This window comes from Pseudomonas sp. 20-5 (assembly GCF_056782835.1).
The window spans coordinates 3,712,983-3,738,957 of the sequence record NZ_CM165584.1 but is presented as its reverse complement, the minus strand read 5'-3'; the positions used below and the strand labels follow the sequence as shown (position 1 = coordinate 3,738,957).

General features: G+C 66.7%; 31 protein-coding genes. 22 read left to right on the top strand and 9 right to left on the bottom strand.

The window, feature by feature from the left end; translation table 11 throughout:
- Positions 1-6: 6 nt before the first annotated feature.
- Positions 7-900, bottom strand: coding sequence for a DNA-3-methyladenine glycosylase family protein (locus tag AC1RB9_RS17130; RefSeq protein ID WP_003449989.1), 894 nt, complete (start codon positions 898-900; stop codon positions 7-9).
- Between the two features lie 148 nt (positions 901-1,048).
- Here AC1RB9_RS17130 and speE point away from each other — a divergent pair, with 148 nt between their 5' ends.
- The 3 genes from speE (at position 1,049) to AC1RB9_RS17115 (ending at position 5,044) form a co-directional block, all read left to right on the top strand.
- Positions 1,049-1,909: a polyamine aminopropyltransferase gene (gene speE / locus AC1RB9_RS17125; protein WP_003103196.1), complete on the top strand. Its 861-nt coding sequence runs from the start codon at positions 1,049-1,051 to the stop codon at positions 1,907-1,909.
- Positions 1,910-2,069: 160 nt separating this feature from the next.
- Positions 2,070-2,939 (top strand): NHL repeat-containing protein, encoded by an 870-nt coding sequence (locus tag AC1RB9_RS17120; protein ID WP_003449998.1) that lies wholly within the window; start codon positions 2,070-2,072, stop codon positions 2,937-2,939.
- 2 nt (positions 2,940-2,941) lie between these two features.
- Positions 2,942-5,044, top strand: a complete 2,103-nt coding sequence (locus AC1RB9_RS17115; protein ID WP_003122869.1) for an LTA synthase family protein — start codon at positions 2,942-2,944, stop codon at positions 5,042-5,044.
- A 105-nt stretch (positions 5,045-5,149) separates the two neighbouring features.
- Here the strand turns inward: AC1RB9_RS17115 and pscU are convergent, their stop codons facing one another.
- The 8 genes from pscU to pscN are packed head-to-tail and all read right to left on the bottom strand — an operon-like array spanning position 5,150 to position 11,712.
- Positions 5,150-6,199, bottom strand: a complete 1,050-nt coding sequence (pscU, locus tag AC1RB9_RS17110; protein WP_003103203.1) for a SctU family type III secretion system export apparatus subunit PscU — start codon at positions 6,197-6,199, stop codon at positions 5,150-5,152.
- Positions 6,196-6,984: a SctT family type III secretion system export apparatus subunit PscT gene (pscT, locus tag AC1RB9_RS17105; RefSeq protein ID WP_003103206.1), complete on the bottom strand. Its 789-nt coding sequence runs from the start codon at positions 6,982-6,984 to the stop codon at positions 6,196-6,198. Before pscT ends, pscU begins: the two co-directional genes overlap by 4 nt.
- Positions 6,981-7,247: a SctS family type III secretion system export apparatus subunit PscS gene (gene pscS / locus AC1RB9_RS17100; RefSeq protein ID WP_003087672.1), complete on the bottom strand. Its 267-nt coding sequence runs from the start codon at positions 7,245-7,247 to the stop codon at positions 6,981-6,983. The genes pscT and pscS overlap by 4 nt, the downstream gene beginning before the upstream one ends.
- 2 nt (positions 7,248-7,249) lie before the next feature.
- On the bottom strand, positions 7,250-7,903 hold the full coding sequence (gene pscR / locus AC1RB9_RS17095) for a SctR family type III secretion system export apparatus subunit PscR (RefSeq protein WP_003087674.1): 654 nt from the start codon (positions 7,901-7,903) through the stop codon (positions 7,250-7,252).
- Positions 7,900-8,829: a SctQ family type III secretion system cytoplasmic ring protein PscQ gene (gene pscQ, locus AC1RB9_RS17090; protein ID WP_003450006.1), complete on the bottom strand. Its 930-nt coding sequence runs from the start codon at positions 8,827-8,829 to the stop codon at positions 7,900-7,902. Before pscQ ends, pscR begins: the two co-directional genes overlap by 4 nt.
- Entirely contained in the window at positions 8,826-9,929 is a 1,104-nt protein-coding gene (gene pscP / locus AC1RB9_RS17085; protein ID WP_079275380.1) for a type III secretion system needle length determinant PscP, read from the bottom strand. The genes pscQ and pscP overlap by 4 nt, the downstream gene beginning before the upstream one ends.
- Complete coding sequence (gene pscO, locus AC1RB9_RS17080) at positions 9,917-10,393, bottom strand: type III secretion system central stalk protein PscO (RefSeq protein WP_003087688.1); 477 nt, start codon at positions 10,391-10,393, stop codon at positions 9,917-9,919. The genes pscP and pscO overlap by 13 nt, the downstream gene beginning before the upstream one ends.
- Positions 10,390-11,712, bottom strand: coding sequence for a SctN family type III secretion system ATPase PscN (gene pscN / locus AC1RB9_RS17075; RefSeq protein WP_003122866.1), 1,323 nt, complete (start codon positions 11,710-11,712; stop codon positions 10,390-10,392). The genes pscO and pscN overlap by 4 nt, the downstream gene beginning before the upstream one ends.
- A gap of 190 nt (positions 11,713-11,902) precedes the next feature.
- Here pscN and popN point away from each other — a divergent pair, with 190 nt between their 5' ends.
- From popN to pscC, 19 genes are all read left to right on the top strand, one after another.
- Positions 11,903-12,769, top strand: coding sequence for a SctW family type III secretion system gatekeeper subunit PopN (gene popN, locus AC1RB9_RS17070; protein ID WP_003087692.1), 867 nt, complete (start codon positions 11,903-11,905; stop codon positions 12,767-12,769).
- Positions 12,750-13,028, top strand: a complete 279-nt coding sequence (gene pcr1, locus AC1RB9_RS17065; RefSeq protein ID WP_003087693.1) for an Acr1 family type III secretion system gatekeeper subunit Pcr1 — start codon at positions 12,750-12,752, stop codon at positions 13,026-13,028. Before popN ends, pcr1 begins: the two co-directional genes overlap by 20 nt.
- Positions 13,015-13,386, top strand: coding sequence for a type III secretion chaperone SycN (sycN, locus tag AC1RB9_RS17060; RefSeq protein ID WP_003450010.1), 372 nt, complete (start codon positions 13,015-13,017; stop codon positions 13,384-13,386). Before pcr1 ends, sycN begins: the two co-directional genes overlap by 14 nt.
- Positions 13,383-13,748, top strand: a complete 366-nt coding sequence (pscX, locus tag AC1RB9_RS17055) for a type III secretion system protein PscX (RefSeq protein ID WP_003100794.1) — start codon at positions 13,383-13,385, stop codon at positions 13,746-13,748. The genes sycN and pscX overlap by 4 nt, the downstream gene beginning before the upstream one ends.
- A 4-nt stretch (positions 13,749-13,752) precedes the next feature.
- Entirely contained in the window at positions 13,753-14,082 is a 330-nt protein-coding gene (gene pscY / locus AC1RB9_RS17050; RefSeq protein ID WP_003087695.1) for a type III secretion system chaperone PscY, read from the top strand.
- Positions 14,079-16,199, top strand: a complete 2,121-nt coding sequence (gene pcrD / locus AC1RB9_RS17045; RefSeq protein ID WP_003100792.1) for a SctV family type III secretion system export apparatus subunit PcrD — start codon at positions 14,079-14,081, stop codon at positions 16,197-16,199. Before pscY ends, pcrD begins: the two co-directional genes overlap by 4 nt.
- Positions 16,196-16,630 carry an LcrR family type III secretion system chaperone PcrR gene (gene pcrR / locus AC1RB9_RS17040; RefSeq protein WP_003100791.1) on the top strand — a complete coding sequence of 145 codons (435 nt, stop codon included), beginning with the start codon at positions 16,196-16,198 and terminating at the stop codon, positions 16,628-16,630. The genes pcrD and pcrR overlap by 4 nt, the downstream gene beginning before the upstream one ends.
- 27 nt (positions 16,631-16,657) lie before the next feature.
- Positions 16,658-16,954: an LcrG family type III secretion system chaperone PcrG gene (pcrG, locus tag AC1RB9_RS17035; RefSeq protein WP_003100790.1), complete on the top strand. Its 297-nt coding sequence runs from the start codon at positions 16,658-16,660 to the stop codon at positions 16,952-16,954.
- 9 nt (positions 16,955-16,963) lie between these two features.
- Positions 16,964-17,848 (top strand): type III secretion system needle tip protein PcrV, encoded by an 885-nt coding sequence (gene pcrV / locus AC1RB9_RS17030; RefSeq protein ID WP_003100789.1) that lies wholly within the window; start codon positions 16,964-16,966, stop codon positions 17,846-17,848.
- 8 nt (positions 17,849-17,856) lie between these two features.
- Positions 17,857-18,363, top strand: a complete 507-nt coding sequence (pcrH, locus tag AC1RB9_RS17025; RefSeq protein ID WP_003100779.1) for a SycD/LcrH family type III secretion system chaperone PcrH — start codon at positions 17,857-17,859, stop codon at positions 18,361-18,363.
- A complete protein-coding gene (gene popB / locus AC1RB9_RS17020; protein ID WP_004342870.1) occupies positions 18,344-19,516 on the top strand; it encodes a type III secretion system translocon subunit PopB in 1,173 nt (390 codons plus the stop codon). The genes pcrH and popB overlap by 20 nt, the downstream gene beginning before the upstream one ends.
- An 11-nt stretch (positions 19,517-19,527) precedes the next feature.
- The gene (popD, locus tag AC1RB9_RS17015; protein ID WP_003113550.1) at positions 19,528-20,415 is read left to right on the top strand and encodes a type III secretion system translocon subunit PopD; all 888 of its coding nucleotides are present in this window, start codon (positions 19,528-19,530) and stop codon (positions 20,413-20,415) included.
- Between the two features lie 125 nt (positions 20,416-20,540).
- A complete protein-coding gene (gene exsC, locus AC1RB9_RS17010) occupies positions 20,541-20,978 on the top strand; it encodes a type III secretion system regulatory chaperone ExsC (protein WP_003100769.1) in 438 nt (145 codons plus the stop codon).
- 8 nt (positions 20,979-20,986) lie between these two features.
- Complete coding sequence (exsE, locus tag AC1RB9_RS17005) at positions 20,987-21,232, top strand: T3SS regulon translocated regulator ExsE (RefSeq protein WP_003117722.1); 246 nt, start codon at positions 20,987-20,989, stop codon at positions 21,230-21,232.
- Positions 21,233-21,240: 8 nt separating this feature from the next.
- A complete protein-coding gene (exsB, locus tag AC1RB9_RS17000; protein WP_003100765.1) occupies positions 21,241-21,654 on the top strand; it encodes a YscW family type III secretion system pilotin ExsB in 414 nt (137 codons plus the stop codon).
- A gap of 297 nt (positions 21,655-21,951) precedes the next feature.
- A complete protein-coding gene (gene exsA / locus AC1RB9_RS16995) occupies positions 21,952-22,788 on the top strand; it encodes a T3SS regulon transcriptional activator ExsA (protein WP_003120334.1) in 837 nt (278 codons plus the stop codon).
- Positions 22,789-22,885: 97 nt separating this feature from the next.
- Positions 22,886-23,716, top strand: a complete 831-nt coding sequence (exsD, locus tag AC1RB9_RS16990; protein ID WP_003100755.1) for a T3SS regulon anti-activator ExsD — start codon at positions 22,886-22,888, stop codon at positions 23,714-23,716.
- A 33-nt stretch (positions 23,717-23,749) separates the two neighbouring features.
- A complete protein-coding gene (gene pscB, locus AC1RB9_RS16985) occupies positions 23,750-24,172 on the top strand; it encodes a YscB family type III secretion system chaperone PscB (RefSeq protein ID WP_003450013.1) in 423 nt (140 codons plus the stop codon).
- Positions 24,172-25,974 (top strand): SctC family type III secretion system outer membrane ring subunit PscC, encoded by a 1,803-nt coding sequence (gene pscC, locus AC1RB9_RS16980; protein ID WP_003450015.1) that lies wholly within the window; start codon positions 24,172-24,174, stop codon positions 25,972-25,974. Before pscB ends, pscC begins: the two co-directional genes overlap by 1 nt.
- The last annotated feature ends 1 nt before the right edge of the window (position 25,975 follow it).

The following is a 25,975-nucleotide window of genomic DNA, read 5'->3' as shown; positions in this document are numbered from 1 at the left end:
GCGGCGTTAGCCGCCTGCGGCGTAGTGGTTCCACAGGTGGATCGCGGCGTAGGCGCGCCAAGGCCGCCAGGCCTCGGCGCGGGCCTTCAGGCTGCGCGCATCGATGCCTTGCGGTCCCCAGACCGTGGATTTCAGCAGGCCGAGGTCGGCGGCGGGGAAGGCGTCGGCTTCGCCCATGGCACGCAGGGCTATGTATTCGGCGGTCCAGGGGCCGATGCCGGGCAACGCGCAGAGGCGCTCCACCAGGGCCTCGGGGCCGTCCGCCAGGTCCAGGCTCAGCTCTCCCGAGGCGATCGCCGCGGCGAAGCGTTGCAGCGTCTGTACCCGCTTGCCGGGCATGCCGATGCCGTCGAGGTTGGCTTGCGCCAGCGCGGCGGGCGTCGGGAACAGGTGGCTGATGCCGTCGTAGCCGAGATCTTCCAGCGGCTCGCCGAGGCGCTGGATCAGGCGCCCGGTGATGGTCACCGCGGCCTTCACCGTGACCTGCTGGCCGACGATGGCGCGCACCGCCTGTTCGAAGGGATCGAAGGCCACCGGCAGGCGCAGTCCCGGATTGGCGGCCACCAGCGGGCCGAGCAGGGGATCCCCGGCGAAATGCCGGGCGATGGCGGCCGGGTCGCTGTCCAGGTCGAACATCCGGCGGACCCGTGCCTCGAGTTCGGCGGCCAGGGCATGGGCGGACGGGCTGAGGCTCAGCGCCAGGACCTGGCGTTCCGCCAGCGGTCGCACCTCGAACCAGGCCGGGCGGCCGTTGGCCCGGAAGCTGCGGGCATAGTGGTCGTCACCCAGGCTTTCGACACCGGCGAGCAGGCGCAGGGCGAAATGCTGGTGGAACTGGCGCCATTCCCAGGGTGACTGGTAGGGCAGGTGCAGGACGAGGGGAGAGGTAGGCTGGCTCATGGGCAGACGATACCTGTCCGGCGCAGCCGGCGCCATCCGCCGGCGGGGTTCGACCTGTCATTGCCGCCAGCGTAGAATGCGCGCCTTTCTTCGCGGCGCGGGCAAGTCCCGCTGCCAGATTGCAGCCTTACCAGGGAGATCCCGGCCCATGAGCGATTATCAGGAAACTCTGTACCAGGGCTACGGCCAGCGCTTCAGCATCGACAACATGCTGCATGAGGTGCGCACCGAGCACCAGCACCTGGTGATTTTCGAAAACGCCCGGATGGGCCGGGTGATGGCGCTCGATGGAGTGATCCAGACCACCGAGGCCGACGAGTTCATCTACCACGAGATGCTCACCCACGTGCCGATCCTCGCCCACGGCGCGGCCCGGCGCGTGCTGATCATCGGCGGCGGCGACGGTGGCATGCTGCGCGAGGTGGCCAAGCACAAGAGCGTCGAGCGGATCACCATGGTCGAGATCGACGGCACCGTGGTCGACATGTGCAAGGAGTTCCTGCCCAACCACTCCCAGGGCGCCTTCGACGACCCGCGGCTGAACCTGGTGATCGACGACGGCATGCGCTTCGTGGCTACCACGGAAGAACGCTTCGACGTGATCATCTCCGACTCCACCGACCCGATCGGCCCTGGCGAGGTGCTGTTCTCCGAGAACTTCTACCAGGCCTGCCGGCGCTGCCTGAACGAGGGTGGCATCCTGGTCACCCAGAACGGCACGCCGTTCATGCAACTGGAGGAAGTGCGCACCACCGCCGCACGTACCGACGGGCTGTTCGCCGACTGGCATTTCTACCAGGCGGCGGTGCCGACCTATATCGGCGGCGCCATGACCTTCGCCTGGGGTTCGACCCGCGAAGGCCTGCGTCGCCTTCCGCTGGAAACGCTGCGCCAGCGCTTCCGCGACAGCGGCATCGCCACCCGCTACTACAACGCCGATATCCACCTGGGCGCGTTTGCTCTGCCGCAGTACGTGCTGCAGGCCATTGGCAAGCAGGACAACGACTGACGCTTCACCAAGAAGGGCCGCAAGGCCCTTTTTCATGCGTCGCTCCGACATCCCCTGTTACTGCCAGCTAACATTTTTTTCACAATCGATCCGGGAAAATCTGCGCGCTTTTTTCCGTTGCCATGGCTATAAATGGCAGTTTTGTCCTTGAGTGCATCGAATGCTGACCAAACGATTGCGCCGGAGCGGCGTAGTAGTCTCCTGCCTGCTCGGTAGCGTCCTCTTCATCGCCCTGGCCTTCCTCGGCTGGCAGCGTTTCGCCCCGGCAGCCACCGTATCCGGCTGGACCTACCGGGTAGTGCTCGAGGACATTCCCCACGTCAGCGCCCTGGCCCGCGACCCGGACGGCCTGCTCTACGTGAGCCAGGAGTTGCAGGACGGCAAGGGCCTGGTGTTCCGCATCGCCGCCGATGGCAGCCGCGATACGGTGCTCGACGGGCTGTCCAAACCCGACGGCATGGCCAGCTTCCGCGACGGCATCGCGATCAGCCAGGAGCAGGGCGCCTCGCCGGTGTTCTGGTGGCATGCCCAGCAGGCCCGGCCGCTGTTCGACGGCATCCAGGTGGAGGGCGTCGCCAGCGACGGCCGCTACCTGTACGCCGCCGAGGATCGCGACCTGGACGGGCGGATTCTCCGCTACGACCCGGAGACCGGCGGACTGACGGTACTGCGCGAGGGATTGCAGCGCTCCGAAGGGGTGGCCGCCTGCCCGGACGGAAGCGTCTTCTACACGGAAAAGAAACGTGGCCACGTCATGCGTCTGCATGAGGGGGCCGAGGACGAGGTGGTGCTGAACGGACTGAATGCACCGAGCTTTTTGCTGTGCGACAGCGAAGGCCTGTGGATCACCGAGGACTCGACGCATAACGCGCGAGCCTTGCTGCTGCCGCCCGACGGGCCGCTGCAGGTGATCGTACGGCGCCTGCGTTCCGCACAGTCCCTACTGCCCATCGGGCCCGGCCGCTACCTGCTGGCCGAGCAGGGGCGGGACCGCATTCTCGAAATCGAACGACAGAAGAGCGAATTGTAAACATGGACCAAACGGAAGTCCGAACCACCCAATCGCCCCCACGGCTGTTCCAGCCCACCATCCGCAGCCACCTGGCGTTCACCGCGCTCAGCGCGCTGGTGCTGCTGGTCATGTTCAGCCTGCTGCGCCTGGCCTTGCTGATCTACAACCGCGAACTGATCGGCGCGACCCCGGCGAGTACCTTCCTCGAGGCGTTCGGCAACGGCGTGCGTTTCGACCTGCGGGTCGTCGTCTATGCCGTGGCGCCGCTGGTGCTGTCGTTGTTCGCGGTACGCGCGATGGCCGCTCGTGGCCTGTTCCGTACATGGTTGACGCTGTTCGCCAGCATCACCCTGTTCCTCGGCGTACTCGAACTGGACTTCTACCGTGAGTTCCACCAGCGTCTGAACAGCCTGGTCTTCCAGTACATGTCGGAAGACCCGAAGACCGTCATGAGCATGCTCTGGTACGGCTTCCCGGTGGTCCGCTACCTGCTGGCCTGGGCCTTCGCCACCTGGGTGCTGTACCGGGTGTTCAAGGCCATCGACCTGGCGACCCGCCCGAGCCAGCGCAAGCCGCGCGAAGACAGCGTGATCGCCCGGCCGAGCGCTGCCGCGCCCTGGTACGTGCGCGGCGTGGTGCTGTTCCTCTGCGTGCTGGTCTGCGTCCTCGCCGCCCGCGGCACCCTGCGCCAGGGCCCGCCGCTGCGCTGGGGCGATGCCTTCACCACCGAGTCCATGTTCGCCAACCAGTTGGGCCTGAACGGCACCCTGACCCTGGTCAAGGCGGCCAAGGAGCGCTTCTCCGAAGACCGCGCGAACATCTGGAAGGCCACCCTGGACGACAAGGTCGCCCTGGAGACCACCCGGCAGATGTTGCTGACCCCCAACGACAAGCTGGTGGACGCCGATGAGGCCGCGGTGCGCCGCGAGTTCACCCCGCCGGCGGCGAATACCCTGCCGATCCGCAACGTGGTGGTGGTCCTGCTGGAAAGCTTCGCCGGCCACTATGTCGGCGCCCTGGGCGCGCCGGGCAACATCACGCCGTATTTCGACAAGCTGTCGAAGGAAGGCCTGCTGTTCACCCAGTTCTTCTCCAACGGCACCCATACCCACCAGGGCATGTTCGCCACCATGGCCTGCTTCCCCAACCTGCCGGGCTTCGAATACCTGATGCAAACCCCGGAGGGCGGCCACAAGTTCTCCGGCCTGCCGCAGTTGCTCAGCGCCCGCCAGTACGAGGACGTCTACGTCTACAACGGCGATTTCGCCTGGGACAACCAGTCCGGCTTCTTCAGCAACCAGGGCATGACCACCTTCATCGGCCGCAACGACTATGTCGACCCGGTGTTCTCCGATCCGACCTGGGGCGTCTCCGACCAGGACATGTTCGCCCGTGGCAACGAGGAACTGGACAAGCTGGCGAGCACCGGCAAGCCGTTCTATGCGCTGTTGCAGAGCCTCTCCAACCACGTGCCCTATGCGTTGCCGAAGGACCTGCCGGTGGAGCGCGTGACCGGCTACGGTTCGCTCGACGAGCACCTGACCGCCATGCGCTATTCCGACTGGGCGCTGGGCCAGTTCTTCGAGAAGGCGAAGAAGTCGCCGTACTACAAGGACACCCTTTTCGTGGTGGTCGGCGACCATGGCTTCGGCAGCCCCGAGCAGCTCACCGAGATGGACCTGCACCGCTTCAACGTGCCGCTGCTGCTGATCGCCCCCGGCATCCAGGAGAAGTTCGGTACCCACCTGCCGACCGTCGGTACCCAGGTCGACATCGTGCCGACCATCATGGGCCTGCTCGGCGGCGAGACCGTCCACCAGTGCTGGGGCCGCGACCTGCTGAACCTGCCGGAAGGCGACAAGGGCTTCGGCGTGATCAAGCCGTCGGGCAGCGAGCAGAACGTCGCCATCGTCTCCGGCAACCGCATCCTGGTGCGGCCGAAGGACGGTGACGTGCGCGTCTACGATTACCAGCTGGGCGGCGATGCCAAGGCGGTGATCACCAAGGACGTGCCGGACCAGGCCGAGCTGCAGAAGAAGCTGGAGTCGTTCATCCAGACCGCGACCAAGAGCCTGCTGGAGAATACCGCGGGCGTGGTACACGGGATCCCGGACAAGGACTGACCCGTAGCAAGCATGTGAAAGGGGCCTTCGGGCCCCTTTTTTTCGGCGCCAGGTCGCAGCGTCTTGCGTCGCCGGTGCCGCGGCGGCCGCCCTGCCCGATAGCGATCAGGGCGTATCCGTCTGCTGGCTTTCCAGCCAGCGCAGGACTTCGGCGGTGGCCTGGATCAGGTCCGCCGGTATGTACTGGTCGACATTGCCGTCGCGCAGCAGCGCCCGTGCCAGCGGAATTCGTTGCAGCACCGGGATTCCTTCTTCCTCGGCGATGCGCCGGACCCGCAGGGCCAGGGCGTCGGTGTGCTTCAGGGTGACCAGCGGCAGGGGCGTTTCGCCGCGTCGATAGCGTATGCCGATGGCGACGTGGGTCGGGTTGGCGACGATCACCGAGGAGCGCCGGACATCCGCGCGCAGGTTGCTCGATTGCAGTTCCTGATGGAATTGCCGGCGCTTGCTCTTGATCTCCGGACTGCCCTCCATCTCCTTGTACTCGCGCTTCACCTCGTCCTTGCTCATGCGCAACTGCTTGTAGTGCTGGTGGCGTTCGAAGGCGTAGTCGGCGACGGCAATCGCCAGGAAGCCGACCGCGCAGACCAGCATCAGTTGCCTGAGCATCAGCCCGCTCACCGGTGCCACGCAGTCCAGCCCGCAGGCGGGAATCCGCAGGAGGCTGGCCAGGTTGCCCTGCAAGGTCAACCAGACCAGCAGGGAGAGCAGGGCGACCTTCAGGGTCGACTTGAGGAACTCCACCAGGCTCCGGATCGAGAAGATCTTCTTCGCGCCCTCCACCGGGTTGATCTTCTTCAGGTCCGGTTTGACGCTGTCGAGGCTGAGCAGGAAACCGTACTGGCCGACATGGCTGAGCACCACCACCAGCGCCGCGACCAGCAGGACCGGCGCCAGCAGGTAGAGGAGCTCCTGGAGAAGGTTCTCCAGGATGGTCTCCAGCGCCTGGCGAAACGGCAGGTCGATGTACTCGGCGGGCAGCAGGAGCAGCTTGCCGAGATGCTCCAGGTAGTAGTCGGAAAAGCCCATCAGCAGCGCCACCAGCGACAGGATCAACGCGCTGGAGACAATTTCCTTGCTCTTCACCACCTGGCCTTGCCGGCGGGCGTCGCGCAGCTTCTTCGCCGTGGGCTGCTCGGTCTTCTCGGCGCTCATGGCGTCTCCAGCACGGGACGCAGCAGGCGCAGCGGGTCGACGGCGAGCAGCAGGGCATCGTAGGCGTGCTCCATGAGGATGCCCAGGTAGAGCACCAGCAGCAGGCTGGCCACCAGGCTCTTGATCGGCATGGCGAGGATGAACACGTTCAGCGACGGGGCGAAGCGGCTGACCAGCGCCAGGCCGAACTCGGCGAGGAACATGGCGATCAGCAGCGGCGCGGCGAACAGCGCGCAGAGCATCAGCATCTGCGAGAACTGCGCGTAGAAGAATGCCACCCATTGGCTGCCGAGCTGCGGGAAGAAACTGCTCACCGGCCAACTGGCATAGCTCCTGAACAGCGAGCCGACCAGCGCGAGGAAGGCGCCGCCGGAGAAGAACAGGGTGATCAGCGTCTGCGTCAGCAACAGCCCGGTGGGGCTGGTCTGGCTGCCCAGGCTGGGGTTGAAGGTCGAGGCGAGTGCCGCGCCACGCTGGTTGTCGATGATGAAGCCGGTCGCTTCCATGGCCCAGAAGGGAATGGTGGCGACGAAGCCGATGAGCAGGCCGAGCAGCACTTCCTTGCCGATCAGCAGGGCTATGTCCAGCGCGTCGAGGGCCGGCGGCAGGCTGCCGGCGACGATCGGGTAGGCGAACAGCGCCAGCGAGCAGGCCACGCCGTTGCGCACCAGGCCGCCGCCCAGGGTTTGCTTGGCCAGCACCGGCAGGACCACGAAGCAACTGATGATCCGCGGCAGCAGCAGGCTGTAGGTCAGCAGCAGTTGCTGCAGGTCCTGGACGCTCATCGCACCAGCGGCACCTTCAGCAGGGTCATTTCGGCGAAACGGTACAGCTCGCCGCCCAGCCAGCCGCTGGTGGCGAACAGTACCACCACCACGGCCACCAGCTTGGCGACGAAGCCGAGGGTCTGCTCCTGGATCTGGGTGAGCGCCTGGACCAGCGATACCAGGGTGCCGATCAGGGCCGCGACCAGTACCGGCGGCAGCGACAGGACCAGCACCAGCCACAGGGTCTGGTTGGTGAAGTGGAGGATGTCGGCGCTGCTCATGGTCAGCCTCCGTAGCTGATGACCAGGCCGTGGGTCAGCCGCGCCCAGCCGTCGAGGAGGACGAACAGGAGCAGCTTGAACGGCAGGGAAATGGTCATCGGCGACACCATCATCATGCCCATCGCCAGGAGGATGTTGGAGATGATCAGGTCGATGGCGATGAAGGGCAGGTAGATCAGGAAGCCGATCTCGAAGGCACGGGTCAGTTCGCTGACGGTGAAGGCCGGCAGCAGGATCAGCAGGCTGTCCGGGTCGAGCCGCTCGGCGTATTCGCTGGGCCAGACCTGGCGGGTGCTTTCCATGAAGAAGGTGTGTTCGCGCTCCTGGATCTGCCGCTTGAGGAAGTTCCGGTAGGGCGCCATGCCCTCGTCGAGAAAGCGTTCCACCGATGCCGAGTCGCTCAGGCTGACGTCGTGGTTGCGCAGGTAGTCGCGGGTGGCGAAGCCGACCGGTGCCATCACGTACAGGCTGAGGATGATCGCCAGCCCGTACATCGCCATGTTCGGCGGAATCTGCTGGACGCCCAGGGCGTTGCGCAGCAGCGAGAAGACCACGGTCATCTTGATGAAGGAGGTCGCCATCACCGCGATGAACGGGACCAGCGCGAGCAGGGCCAGACCGAGGATCAGGCCGAGCTCGTCGGGCAACTGGATCATGCTTCGTCGTGTCCGAACAGGCGGGTTACGCGCACCCCGAGCCGATCCTGGAGCCTGACCAGTTCGCCGATACCGAGGCAGCGCTGGTTGGCGAGGATGCGCACTTCGCCGTCCAGGGCACTGTCGAGATCGAGCAGCGAGCCTGGCTGCAGGGTGGAGAGGGTATGCAGGTCCAGGGTGCGGCGGCCGACCTCGAAGCTGACCGGGATCGGCAGTTGGTCGAGTTCGTGCAGGTCCTCGCCGTCGGCGAGGGAGTGGGTGTCGTGCATGTCGAGCAGTTCCAGTTGCGTGGAGTGGAGTTGGCAGCGCGCCCAGGGGCGTCCTTCGAGAACCCCCAGCAGCGCTGCGTCGGGGCGATGACCGGCAGGCAGCAGCAACAGGTCGCCGGGCTCCAGGGTGCGCAGCTCGCCGGCGTCCAGCGGCAGGCCGGGCCATTGCAGCGACAGGCGCAGCGGTATGGCCAGGCGTTGCGCCGAGGGGCGCGGCGGCAGGCGTGCCAGCAGCGTCGCGGGATCGCCGTCGAGCCAGAGCGCCAGGCGCTGGTCGTCGCGTTCCAGGCTCAGGCGCAGGCCCATCGCAGCGCGTGGTTGCGCCGGGCTCAGGCCGTACCAGACCAGGCCGGGAAAGACGTTGCCTTCGCGCTCCAGCAAGGCCAGTTGCAGGGCCGCCGGCAGGCTGGCGAAGGCTGCCTCCTGCAGGTTCGGCGCGAGCCAGTGGGCCAGTGCCGGAGCCTGGCAGAGAAAGCGCAGGGGCAGGCCGTCCCACGCCAGGCTCAGTTCGAGATCGACGTCGGGGGCGGCCTGGGCGATGTCCAGGCGCGCTTGCAAAGCGTTGCCGACATAGTGGCGACGGCAACGCGCGAGACGTCGCTGGAGATCCAGTTCGGCGCGGCTGGCGAGCGGCAGGTCGAGGTCCGTACCGTTCATTCGGCTTGCCACTCTTCATGCAGGTAGCGACGTTGCCGCGAGCGCTGGCCGCTGTCCTGCTGCTGGTTGAAGGTGAGTTGCACCGGTTGTTCCGGATGCAGCCGTTGCAGGCGTTCGAGCAACTCGCCACGGGCTTGCTGGAGAAACGCCAGGCTGCCGGGGCTGGCACTGATCTCGACCTGCAACTGGCCATGGCCATGCAGGACCTGCACCTCCACGGCGCCGAGCTGGGGCAGTCGCACCTGCAGGCGCGCCGCATGGCTTTCGGCTGCGCTGGCGACCTGGATGCGCCCCTGCACGGCATCGAGCAGGCGCGCGAGATCGGCCAGCGGCAGTGGCCGGCTCCCGCTCGATGCCAGCAGGCGTGCCAGCAGGCGGTCGCCGGGGGTTTGCATGGCAGGCAGTGGCACAGGCGCTTGGTCGTCGGGGGGCAGTGCGGATGGATCGGTTTCTCCGGGTTGCCGACGCTCCTCTCCGCGGCCTTCGCCGCCCGCTGTCGGCGCGGGCGGCGAAGCCTGGACACTGGCCTGCGCCGTGGACGCGACCTCGGCTGCGGTTTTCGCCGGGAAGCCGGGGCCGGGCTGTGGCCGCTCATGCGTCCGACCTGCGATTTGCGGGTGGGAGGACACCGGCACCAGCGGCGGTTCGTCGACCGGAGGCGCCGAAACGCTGGCCGGCTCCCGGCCTTGCGTGGACGCCGCGACGCGCGCGGTGACTGCCGGCGCTTGCCGTGCTACCGATCCGGACGGCGACACTGTTGGCGTTGGCGTTGGCGTTGGCGTTGGCGTTGGCGTTGGCGTTGGCGTTGGCGTTGGCGTTGCGTCCGCGGCAACTGGCATGGGATCCTGCCGAGTGGTCGGCGGCCGGTCGGCGGCAGGCGCCGCGGGCTGGTCGGCGAGAGGCGTCGAGGTCGGCGCGTCGGCTGTCGCGGCGGCCTCCGTCGTTTCGTCGCCCTTGTCGAACGGTGGCCTGGGCGCCGGCGGTCGGTGCGCGGGCAGGGCCTGTTCGAAGGCGATCTGCTGCGCGCGCAGCGGCGGAAGGGGGGCAAGGGTGTCGGACGACACGAGCGGAGCCGTATCCACGGCGTTCAGCTTGAGCATGGCCAGGTCTCGTGGCGGGTGAATTCTTCCAGTTCGCCTTCCTCGCTGCGTTCGCGCAGCCCCTGGCGCTCGGCGTCGACGTGGCGCTCCAGTTCGGCGAACTTCTCCAGTTGCCGCTGGCGTTCCAGCAGCTCTCGCCGGCACTGCCGCAGGCGCTCGCGCTCCCCTTCGAGGCGCTGCGCGGCCTCGGCGCAGTCCTGTTCCAGGCCGGCTTCCTTTTCCCGCAGCAGCCCTACCTGCTGCTGCCAGGCTTCCAGGCGCCGGCGGTCGAGCATGGCCGCCTGGCAGGCGAGAAACAGCCGTTGCTCTTCGGCCAGTCGCCAGTCGCGGTAGTCCCGTTGCGCCGCCTGGCGCTCGGTGTGTTCCTGCGCCGCGGCGCGAACCCGTAGCAATTGGCGGCCCTGGGCGCGCTCGGCCCGGTCCAGGCGCAGGCGTCGGACGCGCAACAGCAGCGCCAGGCTCATGCGCAGAGGCTCCGCAACTGCGCGCAGGCCTGTGCGTAATCGCTGGTTTCGTGGGTACCCTGGCGCAGCCACTGGCGGATCGCCGCGATCTTCTCGATGGCCCGGTCGGCTTCACTGTCCTGGCCTTTCTGGTATTCGCCGATCTTCAGCAGCAACTCGACTTCCTCGTACTTCGCTAGCCATTCGCGCAAGCGTCCGGCCGCATGGCGCTGATCGTCGTCGACGATCTGGTTCATGACCCGGCTCACCGAGTGCAGCACGTCGATGGCCGGATAGTGGTTGGCGGCGGCCAGCTTGCGCGACAGCACGATGTGCCCGTCGAGAATCGAGCGGGTCTCGTCGGCCACCGGCTCGCTCATGTCGTCGCCTTCCACCAGTACGGTGTAGAGCGCGGTGATCGAGCCCCGCTCGGATTGCCCGGCACGCTCCATCAGGCGTGGCAGCGCGGCGAACACCGAGGGCGGGTAGCCGCGGCGGGTGGGCGGTTCACCGGCCGCCAGGCCGATTTCGCGCTGGGCCCTGGCGAAGCGGGTCAGCGAGTCCATCAGCAGCAGGACGCGGCGACCCTGATCGCGGAAATACTCGGCGATGCTGGTGGCGACGAAACCGGCCTTGGCGCGTTCCATCGCCGGTCGGTCGGAGGTGGCGACCACCAGCACCGAGCGGCGCAGCCCCTGTTCGCCGAGGTCGCTTTCGATGAACTCGCGGACTTCGCGACCGCGTTCGCCGACCAGGGCGAGTACCGTCACATCCACCTCGGCATTGCGCACCAGGCTGGCCAGCAGGGTGCTCTTGCCGCCGCCGGCGGCAGCGAAAATGCCCATGCGCTGGCCTTCGCCGCAGGTCAGCAGGCCGTCGATGGCGCGCACACCCAGCGATAGCGGCCGCTCTATCAGGCGCCGGCTCATCGGCGGCGGGGCATCCCGGTAGACCGGATACCAGGCCGCCGGCTCGGCCGGCGGGCTGCCGTCGAAGGGGCGGCCGAGGCCGTCGAGCACCTGCCCGAGCAGGTGCTCGCCGACCGCCACGCGATGCATGCCGCCGGTAGGGCTGACTTCGGTGTTGGAGGAAACCCCGAGCATCTCGCCGAGCGGGGTGAGCAGCGCCTGGTGCTGCTGGAAGCCGATGACCTCGGCGAGCAGCGCCAGGCTCTGGTCGGGATTGCGCAACTGGCAGAGTTCGCCGATGCGCACGCCGGGCACCACGGCCTTGAGCAGGGTTCCGGTGACCTGGGTGACCCGCCCGCGGATCTGGATCGGCCGGCAGCCTTCGATGGCGTGGCGCATCCGGACGATGAGAGGAGAGAGAGGCGCGGGCATGGCGGGTCGGTTCGGCTGGAGTCGGCGCGCACTATAGAGAAAGCCTCGCGCGACGAATTTCAGTGCCAGCCGGGAGTTTTTAGAAATCGGTTGCCGCCGCGGCTAAAAAAAACCGGCCGATATTGGCATCGGCGGCACTGGACCGGTTCCTATACTGCGCCGCCTTTGCAGACCAGGAACCACAGCCACGATGGACATCCTCCAGAGTTCCTCCGCCGCGCCCCTCGCGCCGCGGGAGGCGGCCAACGCCCCCGCGCAGCAGGCCGGCGGCAGCTTCCAGGGCGAGCGCGTCCACTACGTCTCCGTTTCGCAGTCGCTGGCCGATGCCGCGGAAGAGCTGACCTTCGCCTTTTCCGAGCGCGCCGAGAAATCCCTGGCCAAGCGCCGCCTGAGCGACGCCCATGCGCGCCTGAGCGAAGTCCAGGCCATGCTGCAGGAGTACTGGAAGCGCATTCCGGACCTGGAAAGCCAGCAGAAGCTCGAGGCGCTGATCGCCCACCTGGGCAGCGGTCAACTGAGCAGCCTGGCGCAGCTCAGCGCTTACCTGGAGGGCTTCTCCAGCGAGATCAGCCAGCGCTTCCTGGCGCTGTCGCGGGCGCGCGACGTCCTGGCCGGGCGGCCGGAGGCGCGGGCGATGCTGGCGCTGGTCGACCAGGCGTTGCTGCGGATGGCCGACGAGCAGGGCCTGGAGATCGAACTCGGCCTGCGCATCGAGCCGCTGGCCGCCGAGGCTTCCGCCGCCGGTGTCGGCGATATCCAGGCGCTGCGCGATACCTACCGTGACGCAGTACTCGACTACCGGGGCCTGTCGGCGGCCTGGCAGGACATCCAGGCGCGCTTCGCCGCGACGCCGCTGGAGCGGGTCGTGGCCTTCCTGCAGAAAGCCCTGAGCGCCGACCTGGACAGTCAGTCGAGCCGGCTCGATCCGGTGAAGCTGGAGCGGGTCATGAGCGACATGCACAAGCTGCGCGTGCTCGGCGGCCTGGCGGAGCAGGTGGGGGCGCTCTGGCAGGTGCTGGTGACGGGGGAGCGGGGCCATGGCATACGGGCCTTCTGAATTGACCGGCGCAGTCATCGCCTTGCTCGAGAAGCGCTGGGTCGGCGTCGCCGAGGTGCAGGCGTTGCTCGAGCCGTTGCCGCTGGCCGACGTCGCCCGGCAGATCCATTTCTTCCGCGAACTGAAGCGTCTCTACCGCTTGTTGCCGGTCGAAGTGTTCGGCGACGACGAGCAGCGCCAGAATCTTTTGAATGCCTGCCAGATGGCACTCGACCTGGCGATCGAGCGCGAAGAGGAGCAGCAGCATGGACTGGGTTGAGCTGGCCGTCGCGCAGTTCTGCCAGGACCTGCGGGTGAGCGTACCGGCGCCGCTGGCGCGCGTGGTGCAACTGGATTTCGAGGACAGCGGCACCTTGCAGCTGGAACGCCATGGCGAACAGTTGTCGCTCTGGCTGGCCTGTGACCTGGCCTGGCACCAGGCCTATCGCGGCACCCTGCGGGCGTTGCACCTGTGCCATGCGCGCGCGGCCGGGAGCCTGCCGCTGCGTTGCGCCTGGAGCGGCGAATCGCGCCTGCTGCTGTGCATCACCCTGGAAGCCCGGCAGGTCGGCATCCCGACGCTGCACCAGGCCTTGCAGGCGCTGCGCTCGGCGCGCAGCGAAGTGCTCGCCGCATGAGCCGGGTCGGTGCCTGGCACATCGGCATCGAACGGCTCGACCTGGCGCATGCCGAGCCGTTCGCGCCGCCCCTGCCGGAGCGCCATCTGCTGGCGCCCGACGGCCGGCCGGTGGAGACCCACGTCGCCAGCCTGTATCCCGCGCAGCAGGCGCAACAGCGCCTGTTCGACTACGCCCGGCCCCAGCTGGAGTTCCACGGCCTGCTGCGCCCCGGCGACTTCCGCCAGGCGCTGCGCGATCTCCGCCTGGCCCTCACGCTGCCCCGCCAGCCGGCCCTGCAGGCCGCGGCCTGCCTGCTCGGCGAGCGCGATGAAGACGAGCGACTGCTGCAAATGGCCCTGAACCTGTTGCACAAGGTATGAATCGATGACGTTGAAACCGACGCAACAGCGCCTGTTGCTGATGCTGGGCTGGTTGCACCTGCAATGCGGCCAGCCGCGACGCGCCCAGGTGTTGCTGGAGGCCTTGCTGAGCGTTGCGCCGGAGCGCCGCGACGGGCGCCGCGCCTTGCTCCTGGCGTTGCTCCAGCAAGGCCTCGGCGAGCCCGCCGTGCGCCTGTGCCGGCAGTTGCAGGAGGATGGCGAGGAGGAGCCCGGTCTGTGGCTTTGCCTGAGCCGTGCCGAACAGCTCGCCGGGCGTCTCGACGCGGCGCGTGCCGCGCACGCCCGGGCGCTGGAGCTGGAGGCGCGGGAATGAACGACCTGAGCGGGCTTCTCGGCCGGGTCGGCGAGCGCAAGGACATCCTGCTGGTGGTGTTGCTGCTGGCGGTGGTGTTCATGATGGTGCTGCCGCTGCCACCGCTGCTGCTGGACATCCTCATCGCCGTCAACATCACCATCTCCGTGGTCCTGCTGATGATGTCGGTGTACATCGGCTCGCCGTTGCAGTTCTCGGTGTTCCCGGCGGTGCTGCTGATCACCACGCTGTTCCGCCTGGCGCTGTCGGTGAGCACCACGCGGATGATCCTGCTGCAGGCCGACGCGGGGCAGATCGTCAACACCTTCGGCAGCTTCGTGGTCGGCGGCAACCTGGTGGTGGGCATCATCATCTTCCTGATCATCACCATCGTGCAGTTCCTGGTGATCACCAAGGGTGCCGAGCGGGTCGCCGAGGTCAGCGCGCGCTTTTCCCTGGATGCCATGCCAGGCAAGCAGATGAGCATCGACGGCGACATGCGTGCCGGCGTGATCGATGTCAACGAGGCGCGGGCGCGGCGCGCGGTGATCGAAAAGGAAAGCCAGATGTTCGGCTCCATGGACGGCGCGATGAAGTTCGTCAAGGGCGACGCCATCGCCGGGCTGATCATTATCGTCGTCAACATCCTCGGCGGCATCGCCATCGGCGTCACGCAGAAGGGCCTGAGCACCGCCGACGCGCTGCAACTGTACGCGGTGCTGACCGTCGGCGATGGCATGGTCTCGCAGGTGCCGGCGTTGCTGATCGCCATCACCGCCGGGATCATCGTCACCCGGGTGTCTTCCGACGAATCGGCGGACCTCGGCAGCGACATCGGCGAACAGGTGGTGGCGCAGCCCAAGGCGCTGCTGATCGGCGGCCTGTTGCTGGTGCTGTTCGGCCTGATTCCCGGTTTCCCGACCCTGACCTTCCTGGCTCTCGCGCTGCTGGTCGGCGGCGGCGGCTATTTCATGCTCTGGCGCCAGCGGGCCCAGGCCAGCGCCGGTTCCCGCGACCTGCCGGCGCTGCTCGCGCAGGGCGCCGGAGCGCCATCGGCCAAGGCGCGTGGCAAGGCTGGCGGCGGCAAGCCGAAGGCCGGGCGTCTCGCCGAGCAGGAAGAATTCGCCCTCACCGTGCCGTTGCTGATCGACGTCGATGCCAGCCTCCAGGAACGTCTCGAGGCGATGTCGCTGAACGAGGAGCTGGTGCGGGTACGACGCGCGCTGTACCTGGATTTCGGCGTGCCGTTCCCGGGTATCCACTTGCGCTTCAATGAAGCGATGGGCGATGGCGAATACCTGGTGCAGCTACAGGAGGTCCCGGTCGCGCGCGGATGCCTGCGGCCGGGCTGGTTGCTGGTGCGCGAACGCGCCGCGCAGCTGGAACTGCTCGCGGTCCCCCACGAGCCGGCAGAGCTGCAGGTGCCGGGAGAAGAGGCGAGCTGGGTGGAGCAGGCGCATCAGGATCGCCTGGAGCGTTCCGGCTGTGCCTGCCTGGGCCTGGAGCAGGTGCTCACCTGGCACCTGTCCCATGTGCTGCGGGAGTACGCCGAGGATTTCATCGGCATCCAGGAGACGCGCTACCTGCTGGAGCAGATGGAGCAGGGTTACGGCGAGCTGGTGAAGGAGGCGCAGCGGATCGTTCCCCTGCAGCGGATGACCGAGATTCTCCAGCGCCTGGTCGGCGAGGACATCTCGATCCGCAACATGCGGGCGATCCTCGAGGCGATGGTGGAGTGGGGGCAGAAGGAGAAGGACGTGGTGCAGCTCACCGAGTACATCCGCAGCAGCCTCAAGCGCTACATCTGCTACAAGTACTCCAGCGGCAACAATATCCTTCCCGCCTACCTGCTGGACCAGGCGGTGGAGGAGCAGATCCGCGGTGGCATCCGCCAGACCAGCGCCGGCAGCTACCTGGCCCTCGACCCGGCGATAACTCAGGCCTTCCTCGAGCGCGTGCGGCAGACCGTCGGCGATCTCGCGCAGATGCAGAACCGGCCGGTGCTGATCGTTTCCATGGATATCCGCCGCTACGTGCGCAAGCTGGTGGAGAGCGACTATGCCGGGCTGCCGGTGCTGTCCTACCAGGAGCTGACCCAGCAGATCAACATCCAGCCGCTTGGCAGGATCGTGTTGTGAGCGCCGATCCGCTGATTCCCTGGTTTCTCGCCCGCGGCCTGGCGGTGCGTCCGCACTGCCTGCGCGACACCTCGATCGCGCTCGGCTGGCAGGTCCTGGCCCATGGCTGCGAACTGGCCTGGCGCTGCGACGGCGAGCGGGTCTGGATCGTGATGTTGCGTCGGCGGCAGGCGCGCAGCGGATTGGCCAATCCATTCGCCGCGCTGTACCTGCTGGCGGAGGCCACGCTCGATACGCTGGGGCCGCGCCAGCGTCTCTACGGCAAGGTCCTGGCGCTGGCCGGCAGCCCACTGCCTGGCGAGCGCATGGCGCGCTTCTATCGCCGCTGGACCGGCGCCGCCGAGCCCGCCGACGGCTGGTTCGAGCTGGAGGCCGGGCGGGTGGTGACGCAGCGAAGCCTGCGAAAACGACAAAAACCCGACCGTGCCTGACAGGCTCCGGCAACGTCGATCCCTACCATGGGCGACATGAACGAATACACCGAAGACACCCTGCGGGCGACCGTCCAGGCCGCCGAACTGGCGATTCGCGACAGCGAGGAACGCGGCCGCCTGCTGGCGGAAATGTGGCAAGGCCTGGGGCTTGCCGCGGACGCCGGCGAGCTGCTGTTCCAGGCGCCGGAGCGAGAGCTGGCGCGAGCCGCCGAAGAGGAGCTGCTGGCCGAACTGCGGCGCATGCGCAGTTCCCAGCCGACGCAGGGCGAGCAGGGTACCCGGCCGCGGCGTCCGACGCCGATGCGTGGCTTGTTGATCTGAGGAATCACGATGGAAGTCAGAAACCTTAATGCCGCTCGCGAGCTGTTCCTGGACGAGCTCCTGGCCGCGTCGGCGGCGCCTGCCAGTGCCGAGCAGGAGGAACTGCTGGCCCTGTTGCGCAGCGAGCGGATCGTGCTGGCCCACGCCGGCCAGCCGCTGAGCGAGGCGCAAGTGCTCAAGGCGCTCGCCTGGTTGCTCGCGGCCAATCCGTCCGCGCCTCCGGGGCAGGGCCTCGAGGTACTCCGCGAAGTCCTGCAGGCACGTCGGCAGCCCGGTGCGCAGTGGGATCTGCGCGAGTTCCTGGTGTCGGCCTATTTCAGCCTGCACGGGCGTCTCGACGAGGATGTCATCGGTGTCTACAAGGATGTCCTGCAGACCCAGGACGGCAAGCGCAAGGCGCTGCTCGACGAGCTCAAGGCGCTGACCGCGGAGTTGAAGGTCTACAGCGTGATCCAGTCGCAGATCAACGCCGCGCTGTCGGCCAAGCAGGGCATCAGGATCGACGCTGGCGGTATCGATCTGGTCGACCCCACGCTCTATGGCTATGCCGTCGGCGATCCCAGGTGGAAGGACAGCCCCGAGTATGCGCTGCTGAGCAATCTGGATACCTTCAGCGGCAAGCTGTCGATCAAGGATTTTCTCAGCGGCTCGCCGAAGCAGAGCGGGGAGCTCAAGGGCCTCAGCGATGAGTACCCCTTCGAGAAGGACAACAACCCGGTCGGCAATTTCGCCACCACGGTGAGCGACCGCTCGCGTCCGCTGAACGACAAGGTCAACGAGAAGACCACCCTGCTCAACGACACCAGCTCCCGCTACAACTCGGCGGTCGAGGCGCTCAACCGCTTCATCCAGAAATACGACAGCGTCCTGCGCGACATTCTCAGCGCGATCTAGAGGTATCCATGAACCAGCAAGCGACCCCTTCCGACACCGACCAGCAACAGGCGCTGGAGGCCTTCCTGCGCGACGGCGGCACCCTGGCGATGCTTCGCGGACTCAGCGAGGACACCCTGGAGCAGCTCTATGCGCTGGGCTTCAACCAGTATCAGGCGGGCAAGTGGGACGACGCGCAGAAGATCTTCCAGGCACTGTGCATGCTCGACCACTACGACGCCCGCTACTTTCTCGGCCTGGGCGCCTGCCGCCAGTCCCTCGGTCTCTATGAACAGGCCCTGCAGAGCTACAGCTACGGCGCGCTGATGGACATCAACGAGCCGCGCTTTCCCTTCCATGCCGCCGAGTGCCACCTGCAACTGGGTGATCTCGACGGAGCCGAGAGTGGCTTCTACTCGGCCCGGGCCCTGGCCGCGGCACAGCCGGCGCACGAGGCCCTGGCCGCGCGTGCCGGCGCCATGTTGGAAGCCGTAACCGCGAGAAAGGATCGAGCATATGAATCCGATAACGCTTGAACGCGCCGGACTGCCCTACGGGGTGGCCGACGCCGGGGATATCCCGGCGCTCGGCAGGCCGGTCGCGAGGGATGTCGAGAGTCTGCGGGTGGAGCGCCTGGCGGCGCCGGCTGCGGCTTCCGCGAGCGGCACGGGGGTGGCGCTGACGCCGCCGTCCGCAGCCAGCCAGCAGCGCCTGGAGGTCGCCAATCGTGCGGAGATCGCCAGCCTGGTGCAAGCAGTGGGCGAGGATGTCGGACTGGCGCGGCAGGTTGTGCTGGCCGGCGCTTCGACGCTGTTGTCCGCCGGCCTGATGTCGCCGCAGGCGTTCGAGATCGAGCTGGCGAAAATCACCGGCGAAGTCGAGAACCAGCAGAAGAAACTCAAGCTGACCGAAATCGAGCAGGCGCGAAAGCAGAACCTGCAGAAGATGGAGGACAACCAGCAGAAGATCAGGGAATCGGAAGAAGCCGCGAAAGAAGCCCAGAAGTCCGGTCTGGCAGCCAAAATCTTTGGTTGGATCAGTGCAATAGCTTCGATCATCGTCGGCGCAATCATGGTGGCAACCGGCGTCGGCGCGGCCGCGGGTGCACTGATGATCGCGGGCGGTGTCATGGGAGTGGTCTCCCAGTCGGTACAGCAGGCAGCCGCGGACGGATTGATCAGCAAGGAAGTGATGGAAAAGCTCGGCCCGGCACTGATGGGTATCGAGATCGCCGTCGCGCTGCTGGCGGCGGTGGTCAGCTTCGGCGGCTCAGCGGTCGGCGGGCTGGCCAGACTGGGAGCGAAGATCGGCGGCAAGGCGGCCGAGATGACCGCCAGCCTGGCGAGCAAGGTCGCCGACCTGGGCGGCAAGTTCGGCAGTTTGGCCGGCCAATCGCTGTCGCACTCGCTGAAACTCGGCGTGCAGGTTTCCGACCTGACCCTGGACGTCGCCAACGGCGCGGCCCAGGCCACTCATTCGGGATTCCAGGCGAAGGCCGCGAACCGCCAGGCCGACGTGCAGGAATCGCGTGCCGACCTGACCACCCTGCAGGGCGTGATCGAGCGCCTGAAGGAAGAGCTGAGCCGCATGCTGGAAGCATTCCAGGAAATCATGGAGCGGATCTTCGCCATGCTCCAGGCCAAGGGTGAAACCCTGCACAACCTGTCCAGCCGACCGGCAGCGATCTGAGGAGACGTCACATGATCGACACGCAATATTCCCTGGCGGCTACCCAGGCCGCGATCCCCTCCGAGCCGATCGCTCCCGGCGCCGCCGGGCGTTCCGTCGGCACGCCGCAAGCGGCTGCGGACCTGCCGCAGGTGCCGGCCGCGCGGGCCGACCGGGTCGAACTGAACGCTCCGCGCCAGGTGCTCGACCCGGTGCGCATGGAAGCGGCCGGCAGCGAGCTGGACAGCAGCGTCGAGCTTCTGCTGATTCTCTTCCGCATCGCGCAGAAAGCGCGCGAGCTGGGCGTGCTCCAGCGCGACAACGAGAACCAGTCGATCATCCACGCGCAGAAGGCGCAGGTGGACGAGATGCGCAGCGGCGCCACGCTGATGATCGCCATGGCGGTGATCGCTGGCGTCGGCGCATTGGCCTCGGCGGTGGTCGGCAGCCTCGGCGCGTTGAAGAACGGCAAGGCCATCAGTCAGGAGAAGACCCTGCAGAAGAACATCGATGGGCGCAACGAACTGATCGACGCGAAGATGCAGGCGCTTGGCAAGACCTCCGACGAGGATCGCAAGATCGTCGGCAAGGTCTGGGCGGCGGACCAGGTGCAGGACAGTGTGGCGTTGCGTGCGGCGGGCCGTGCCTTCGAGAGCCGCAACGGCGCCCTGCAGGTGGCCAACACGGTGATCCAGTCCTTCGTCCAGATGGCCAACGCCTCGGTCCAGGTGCGCCAGGGCGAATCGCAGGCGAGCGCCCGGGAAGGAGAGGTCAACGCCACCATCGGGCAGAGCCAGAAGCAGAAGGTCGAGGACCAGATGAGCTTCGATGCCGGCTTCATGAAGGACGTCCTGCAGCTCATCCAGCAGTACACCCAGAGCCATAACCAGGCCTGGCGTGCGGCGGCCGGAGTGGTCTGAGCCGTCTCCGCGCGGGAGGAAAAGGCCACAGCGATGTGGCTTTTTTCTTAAAAGAAAAGTCTCTCAGTGACAAAAGCGATGCATAGCCCGGTGCTAGCATGCGCTGAGCTTTAGGAGGCGCCCCCATGGATTTAACGAGCAAGGTCAACCGACTGCTTGCCGAGTTCGCAGGCCGTATCGGTTTGCCTTCCCTGTCCCTCGACGAGGAGGGCATGGCGAGCCTCCTGTTCGACGAACAGGTGGGCGTCACCCTGTTGCTGCTCGCCGAGCGCGAGCGTCTGTTGCTGGAGGCCGATGTGGCGGGCATCGATGTGCTGGGCGAGGGGATCTTTCGCCAGCTCGCCAGCTTCAACCGCCATTGGCACCGTTTCGATCTGCATTTCGGCTTCGACGAGCTGACCGGGAAGGTCCAGTTGTATGCGCAGATTCTCGCAGCGCAACTGACCCTCGAATGCTTCGAGGCGACCCTGGCCAACCTGCTCGACCACGCCGAGTTCTGGCAACGCCTGCTGCCGTGCGACAGCGATCGCGAGGCGGTCGCTGCGGTCGGCATGAGGGTTTGAGTGGCCCCATGAAAATCGAATCGATTTCGCCGGTGCAGCCGTCCCAAGACGCAGGAGCCGAGACGGTGGGGCATTTCGAGGGGCGTTCGGTGACCCGCGCGGCCGTTCGCGGCGACGACCGTTCCAGCGTGGCCGGGCTGGCGCGCTGGCTGGCGCGCAACGTGGCTGGCGATCCGCGTAGTGAGCAGGCCTTGCAGCGTCTCGCCGACGGTGACGGCACGCCGCTGGAGGCGCGCACGGTCCGGCGCAGGTGAGGTGCTGGATGCTGTTGCCGCTGGCGCTGCTGCTCGGCGGTTGCGTCAGCCAGCCCGCGCCGATGTCGCCGAAGGTGACGGTGGGTGGTTCGGTGGGCGGCGTTTCCCTGCAGGCGCGCCAGGCGCAACTCAGGCTGCGCCTGTATGCCGTCGTTCAGGGAAGGATGCAAACGATTGCCGAGCGGCGCTACCGGGTGTCCGGGTTGCCGTTGCGCTATGCCTTCGATCTGGAGGTCGACAGGTTGGAGGGCGAGGCATTGTACCTGCGTACCGAGCTTTCCTGGGTGGGCGTCGCGGCGGTCCAGGCGAGTGCCTGGCAACAGGTGGCGGCGGGCGTCGATGAGCGGGTCCGGCTGGTTCGGCGCGACTGTTTTCCGAATTGTACGGCCGCTCGCCCGGAAGAAAGATCTGGCAACGATTGATACATTGCCTGCTGTTTCGGAAAGTGCGTATGGAGATTAAAGAAGTGCAAGTCTCGTTCGTTTTCAGGGAAGGCCTCGAATAATAAAACTGGTACTTTTGTTCCGCTTCTAAAGAAGGCTGGATTAATTGGCGGAAGCCGACTCGCTCTGCGAATCAGCGCACGTCGGATAATCCTGATTATTATAAAATCGACTCCGTGCTCATGGCTTTGAAAATCAATAAAACGGAGCGTATTCATGCCTCTCCGCTCGGCGGGGCATTCAAGGTACGACGGGAAGTGTTGGGGTTCTTATAATATGCAAGGAGCCAAATCTCTTGGCCGAAAGCAGATAACGTCTTGTCATTGGAACATTCCAACTTTCGAATACAGGGTAAACAAGGAAGAGGGCGTATATGTTCTGCTCGAGGGCGAACTGACCGTCCAGGACATCGATTCCACTTTTTGCCTGGCGCCTGGCGAGTTGCTTTTCGTCCGCCGCGGAAGCTATGTCGTAAGTACCAAGGGAAAGGACAGCCGAATACTCTGGATTCCATTATCTGCCCAGTTTCTACAAGGCTTCGTCCAGCGCTTCGGCGCGCTGTTGAGTGAAGTCGAGCGTTGCGACGAGCCCGTGCCGGGCATCATCGCGTTCGCTGCCACGCCTCTGCTGGCCGGTTGCGTCAAGGGGTTGAAGGAATTGCTTGTGCATGAGCATCCGCCGATGCTCGCCTGCCTGAAGATCGAGGAGTTGCTGATGCTCTTCGCGTTCAGTCCGCAGGGGCCGCTGCTGATGTCGGTCCTGCGGCAACTGAGCAACCGGCATGTCGAGCGTCTGCAGCTATTCATGGAGAAGCACTACCTCAACGAGTGGAAGCTGTCCGACTTCTCCCGCGAGTTCGGCATGGGGCTGACCACCTTCAAGGAGCTGTTCGGCAGTGTCTACGGGGTTTCGCCGCGCGCCTGGATCAGCGAGCGGAGAATCCTCTATGCCCATCAGTTGCTGCTCAACAGCGACATGAGCATCGTCGACATCGCCATGGAGGCGGGCTTTTCCAGTCAGTCCTATTTCACCCAGAGCTATCGCCGCCGTTTCGGCTGCACACCGAGCCGCTCGCGGCAGGGGAAGGACGAATGCCGGGCTAAAAATAACTGACGTTTTTTGAAAGCCCGGTAGCGGCTGCATGAGTAGAATCGGCCCAAATTGCAGGCTCTGACGAGCGCGCAATGTAGTGAGGAAGCCAAGGCAGAGAATGGAGCAGGAAGACGATAAGCAGTACTCCCGAGAAGCGGTGTTCGCTGGCAGGCGGGTATCCGTGGTGGGCTCGGACGCCCGCTCGCGGGGTCGGGTGCCGGGTTACGCATCGAGCAGTTTGTATCGTGAGTCCGGAATCATCAGTGCGCGGCAACTGGCGTTGCTGCAGCGGATGCTGCCGCGCCTGCGGCTGGAGCAACTGTTCCGCTGCGAGTGGTTGCAGCAGCGCCTGGCGCGCGGCCTGGCGCTGGGGCGCGAAGAGGTGCGGCAGATTCTCCTCTGCGCGGCGCAGGACGACGACGGCTGGTGCTCCGAACTGGGCGACCGGGTCAACCTCGCCGTGCCGCAGTCGATGATCGATTGGGTCCTGCTGCCGGTCTATGGCTGGTGGGAAAGCCTGCTCGACCAGGCGATCCCCGGCTGGCGCCTGTCGCTGGTGGAGTTGGAGACCCAGTCCCGGCAACTGCGAGTCAAGTCCGAATTCTGGTCCCGCGTGGCCGAGCTGGAGCCGGAGCAGGCCCGCGAGGAACTGGCCAGGGTCGCCAAGTGCCAGGCGCGCACCCAGGAACAGGTGGCCGAACTGGCCGGCAAGCTGGAGACGGCTTCGGCACTGGCGAAGAGCGCCTGGCCGAACTGGCAGCGGGGCATGGCGACGCTGCTCGCCAGCGGCGGGCTGGCCGGCTTCGAGCCGATCCCCGAGGTCCTCGAATGCCTCTGGCAACCTCTCTGCCGGCTGGACGACGACGTCGGCGCGGCGGACGCCGTCCAGGCCTGGCTGCACGAACGCAACCTGTGCCAGGCACAGGATCACTTCTACTGGCAGAGCTGAGCGGCCGGCGAAAGCCGGCCCTACCGAGGAATCATGGATCATCTGTTGAGCGGATTGGCCACTCGCCTGGGCCAAGGGCCCTTTGTTGCCGATCGGACGGGTTCGTACCACCTGCGCATCGACGGACAGAGCGTCCTGTTGCTGCGCCAGGGCGACGACCTGCTGATGGAAAGCCCGCTGGAGCACGCCCCCCTGGACCCGCAGCGCGACCAGCTGGGGTTGCTGCGGGCGCTGTTGTCGCGGGTCGCCAGTTGGAGCCGGCGCTATCCCCAGGCCATCGTCCTGGACGCGGACGGGCGCCTGCTGTTGCAGGCGCGGCTGGGCCTCGACGGCCTCGATCCCGAGCGACTCGAACGGGCCCTGGCCGCCCAGGTGGGGCTGCTCGAGGCGCTGGCGCCGGAGCTGGAGCCGCTGCCCCGCGGGTTGCCGCCGCAGGCTCCGGTGTGGCGTCCCTGATGCGCCGCCTGCTGATCGGCGGACTGCTGGCGCTGCTGCCTGGCGCGGTCTTGCGCGCGCAGCCGCTGGACTGGCCCAGCCTGCCTTACGACTATGTGGCGCAGGGCGAAAGCCTGCGCGACGTGCTGGCCAACTTCGGCGCCAACTACGATGCCTCGGTGATCGTCAGCGACAAGGTCAACGACCAGGTCAGCGGTCGCTTCGACCTGGAAAGCCCGCAGGCCTTCCTGCAGTTGATGGCCTCCCTCTACAACCTCGGCTGGTACTACGACGGCACCGTGCTGTACGTATTCAAGACCACCGAGATGCAATCGCGGCTGATGAGGCTGGAGCAGGTCGGCGAGGCCGAGCTGAAGCGCGCGCTGACCGCCGCCGGCATCTGGGAACCGCGCTTCGGCTGGCGTGCCGACCCTTCCGGGCGGCTGGTGCACGTGTCCGGTCCGGGGCGCTATCTCGAACTGGTCGAGCAGACCGCCCAGGTGCTGGAGCAGCAATACACCCTGCGCAGCGAAAAGACCGGCGACCTCAGCGTGGAGATCTTCCCGCTGCGCTATGCGGTCGCCGAGGACCGCAAGATCGAGTACCGCGACGACGAGATCGAGGCGCCGGGCATCGCCAGCATCCTCTCGCGGGTGCTCAGCGATGCCAACGTGGTTGCGGTGGGCGACGAGCCGGGCAAGCTGCGCCCGGGACCGCAATCGAGCCATGCGGTGGTCCAGGCGGAACCGTCGCTGAACGCGGTGGTGGTGCGCGACCACAAGGACCGGTTGCCCATGTATCGCCGCCTGATCGAAGCCCTCGACCGGCCCTCGGCGCGGATCGAGGTCGGCTTGTCGATCATCGACATCAATGCCGAGAACCTCGCCCAGCTGGGCGTCGACTGGAGCGCCGGGATTCGCCTGGGCAACAACAAGTCGATCCAGATCCGCACCACCGGCCAGGATAGCGAGGAGGGCGGCGGCGCCGGTAACGGGGCGGTCGGCAGCCTGGTGGACAGTCGCGGGCTGGATTTCCTGCTGGCCAAGGTCACCCTGTTGCAGAGCCAGGGACAGGCGCAGATCGGATCCCGGCCGACCCTGCTGACCCAGGAGAATACCCAGGCGGTGCTCGACCAGAGCGAAACCTACTATGTGCGGGTCACGGGCGAGCGGGTGGCCGAGCTGAAGGCGATCACCTACGGCACCATGCTGAAAATGACGCCGCGAGTGGTGACTCTCGGCGATACGCCGGAGATCAGCCTCAGCCTGCACATCGAGGACGGCAGCCAGAAACCCAATAGCGCCGGCCTGGACAAGATCCCCACGATCAACCGCACGGTGATCGATACCATCGCCCGCGTGGGCCATGGCCAGAGCCTGCTGATCGGCGGCATCTACCGCGACGAACTGAGCCAGAGCCAGCGCAAGGTACCCTGGCTCGGCGACATTCCCTATCTCGGCGCGCTGTTCCGCACTACCGCGGACACCGTGCGCCGCTCGGTGCGGCTGTTCCTCATCGAGCCGCGGCTGATCGACGATGGCGTCGGCCATTACCTGGCGCTGAACAACCGTCGCGACCTGCGCGGCGGCCTGCTTGAAATCGACGAGTTGTCGAACCAGAGCCTGTCGTTGCGCAAGCTGCTCGGTAGCGCCCGCTGCCAGGCGCTGGCGCCGGCCAGGGCCGAACAGGAGCGCTTGCGCCAGGCCGGGCAGGGTTCGTTCCTCACGCCCTGCCGGATGGGTGCGCAGGAGGGCTGGCGGGTGACCGACGGCGCCTGTCCCAAGGACGGCGCCTGGTGCGTCGGCGCGGAGCGCGGGAATTAGC

Bases quoted from the DNA above. Each gene is read 5' to 3' on its own strand.
- pcrH (WP_003100779.1), top strand. From the start codon at position 17,857: ATGAACCAGCAAGCGACCCCTTCCGACACCGACCAGCAACAGGCGCTG.
- pscU (WP_003103203.1), bottom strand. From the start codon at position 6,199: ATGAGCGCCGAGAAGACCGAGCAGCCCACGGCGAAGAAGCTGCGCGAC.
- pscP (WP_079275380.1), bottom strand. From the start codon at position 9,929: ATGCTCAAGCTGAACGCCGTGGATACGGCTCCGCTCGTGTCGTCCGAC.
- popB (WP_004342870.1), top strand. From the start codon at position 18,344: ATGAATCCGATAACGCTTGAACGCGCCGGACTGCCCTACGGGGTGGCC.
- popN (WP_003087692.1), top strand. From the start codon at position 11,903: ATGGACATCCTCCAGAGTTCCTCCGCCGCGCCCCTCGCGCCGCGGGAG.
- exsD (WP_003100755.1), top strand. From the start codon at position 22,886: ATGGAGCAGGAAGACGATAAGCAGTACTCCCGAGAAGCGGTGTTCGCT.
- pscN (WP_003122866.1), bottom strand. From the start codon at position 11,712: ATGCCCGCGCCTCTCTCTCCTCTCATCGTCCGGATGCGCCACGCCATC.
- speE (WP_003103196.1), top strand. From the start codon at position 1,049: ATGAGCGATTATCAGGAAACTCTGTACCAGGGCTACGGCCAGCGCTTC.
- pcrV (WP_003100789.1), top strand. From the start codon at position 16,964: ATGGAAGTCAGAAACCTTAATGCCGCTCGCGAGCTGTTCCTGGACGAG.
- exsA (WP_003120334.1), top strand. From the start codon at position 21,952: ATGCAAGGAGCCAAATCTCTTGGCCGAAAGCAGATAACGTCTTGTCAT.
- exsE (WP_003117722.1), top strand. From the start codon at position 20,987: ATGAAAATCGAATCGATTTCGCCGGTGCAGCCGTCCCAAGACGCAGGA.
- AC1RB9_RS17120 (WP_003449998.1), top strand. From the start codon at position 2,070: ATGCTGACCAAACGATTGCGCCGGAGCGGCGTAGTAGTCTCCTGCCTG.
- pscX (WP_003100794.1), top strand. From the start codon at position 13,383: ATGAGCCGGGTCGGTGCCTGGCACATCGGCATCGAACGGCTCGACCTG.
- pscC (WP_003450015.1), top strand. From the start codon at position 24,172: ATGCGCCGCCTGCTGATCGGCGGACTGCTGGCGCTGCTGCCTGGCGCG.
- pscR (WP_003087674.1), bottom strand. From the start codon at position 7,903: ATGATCCAGTTGCCCGACGAGCTCGGCCTGATCCTCGGTCTGGCCCTG.
- popD (WP_003113550.1), top strand. From the start codon at position 19,528: ATGATCGACACGCAATATTCCCTGGCGGCTACCCAGGCCGCGATCCCC.
- pcrD (WP_003100792.1), top strand. From the start codon at position 14,079: ATGAACGACCTGAGCGGGCTTCTCGGCCGGGTCGGCGAGCGCAAGGAC.
- pcrG (WP_003100790.1), top strand. From the start codon at position 16,658: ATGGGCGACATGAACGAATACACCGAAGACACCCTGCGGGCGACCGTC.
- pscT (WP_003103206.1), bottom strand. From the start codon at position 6,984: ATGAGCGTCCAGGACCTGCAGCAACTGCTGCTGACCTACAGCCTGCTG.
- exsC (WP_003100769.1), top strand. From the start codon at position 20,541: ATGGATTTAACGAGCAAGGTCAACCGACTGCTTGCCGAGTTCGCAGGC.
- pscY (WP_003087695.1), top strand. From the start codon at position 13,753: ATGACGTTGAAACCGACGCAACAGCGCCTGTTGCTGATGCTGGGCTGG.
- pscQ (WP_003450006.1), bottom strand. From the start codon at position 8,829: ATGAACGGTACGGACCTCGACCTGCCGCTCGCCAGCCGCGCCGAACTG.
- pscS (WP_003087672.1), bottom strand. From the start codon at position 7,247: ATGAGCAGCGCCGACATCCTCCACTTCACCAACCAGACCCTGTGGCTG.
- sycN (WP_003450010.1), top strand. From the start codon at position 13,015: ATGGACTGGGTTGAGCTGGCCGTCGCGCAGTTCTGCCAGGACCTGCGG.
- pscO (WP_003087688.1), bottom strand. From the start codon at position 10,393: ATGAGCCTGGCGCTGCTGTTGCGCGTCCGACGCCTGCGCCTGGACCGG.
- AC1RB9_RS17115 (WP_003122869.1), top strand. From the start codon at position 2,942: ATGGACCAAACGGAAGTCCGAACCACCCAATCGCCCCCACGGCTGTTC.
- exsB (WP_003100765.1), top strand. From the start codon at position 21,241: ATGCTGTTGCCGCTGGCGCTGCTGCTCGGCGGTTGCGTCAGCCAGCCC.
- pscB (WP_003450013.1), top strand. From the start codon at position 23,750: ATGGATCATCTGTTGAGCGGATTGGCCACTCGCCTGGGCCAAGGGCCC.
- pcr1 (WP_003087693.1), top strand. From the start codon at position 12,750: ATGGCATACGGGCCTTCTGAATTGACCGGCGCAGTCATCGCCTTGCTC.
- AC1RB9_RS17130 (WP_003449989.1), bottom strand. From the start codon at position 900: ATGAGCCAGCCTACCTCTCCCCTCGTCCTGCACCTGCCCTACCAGTCA.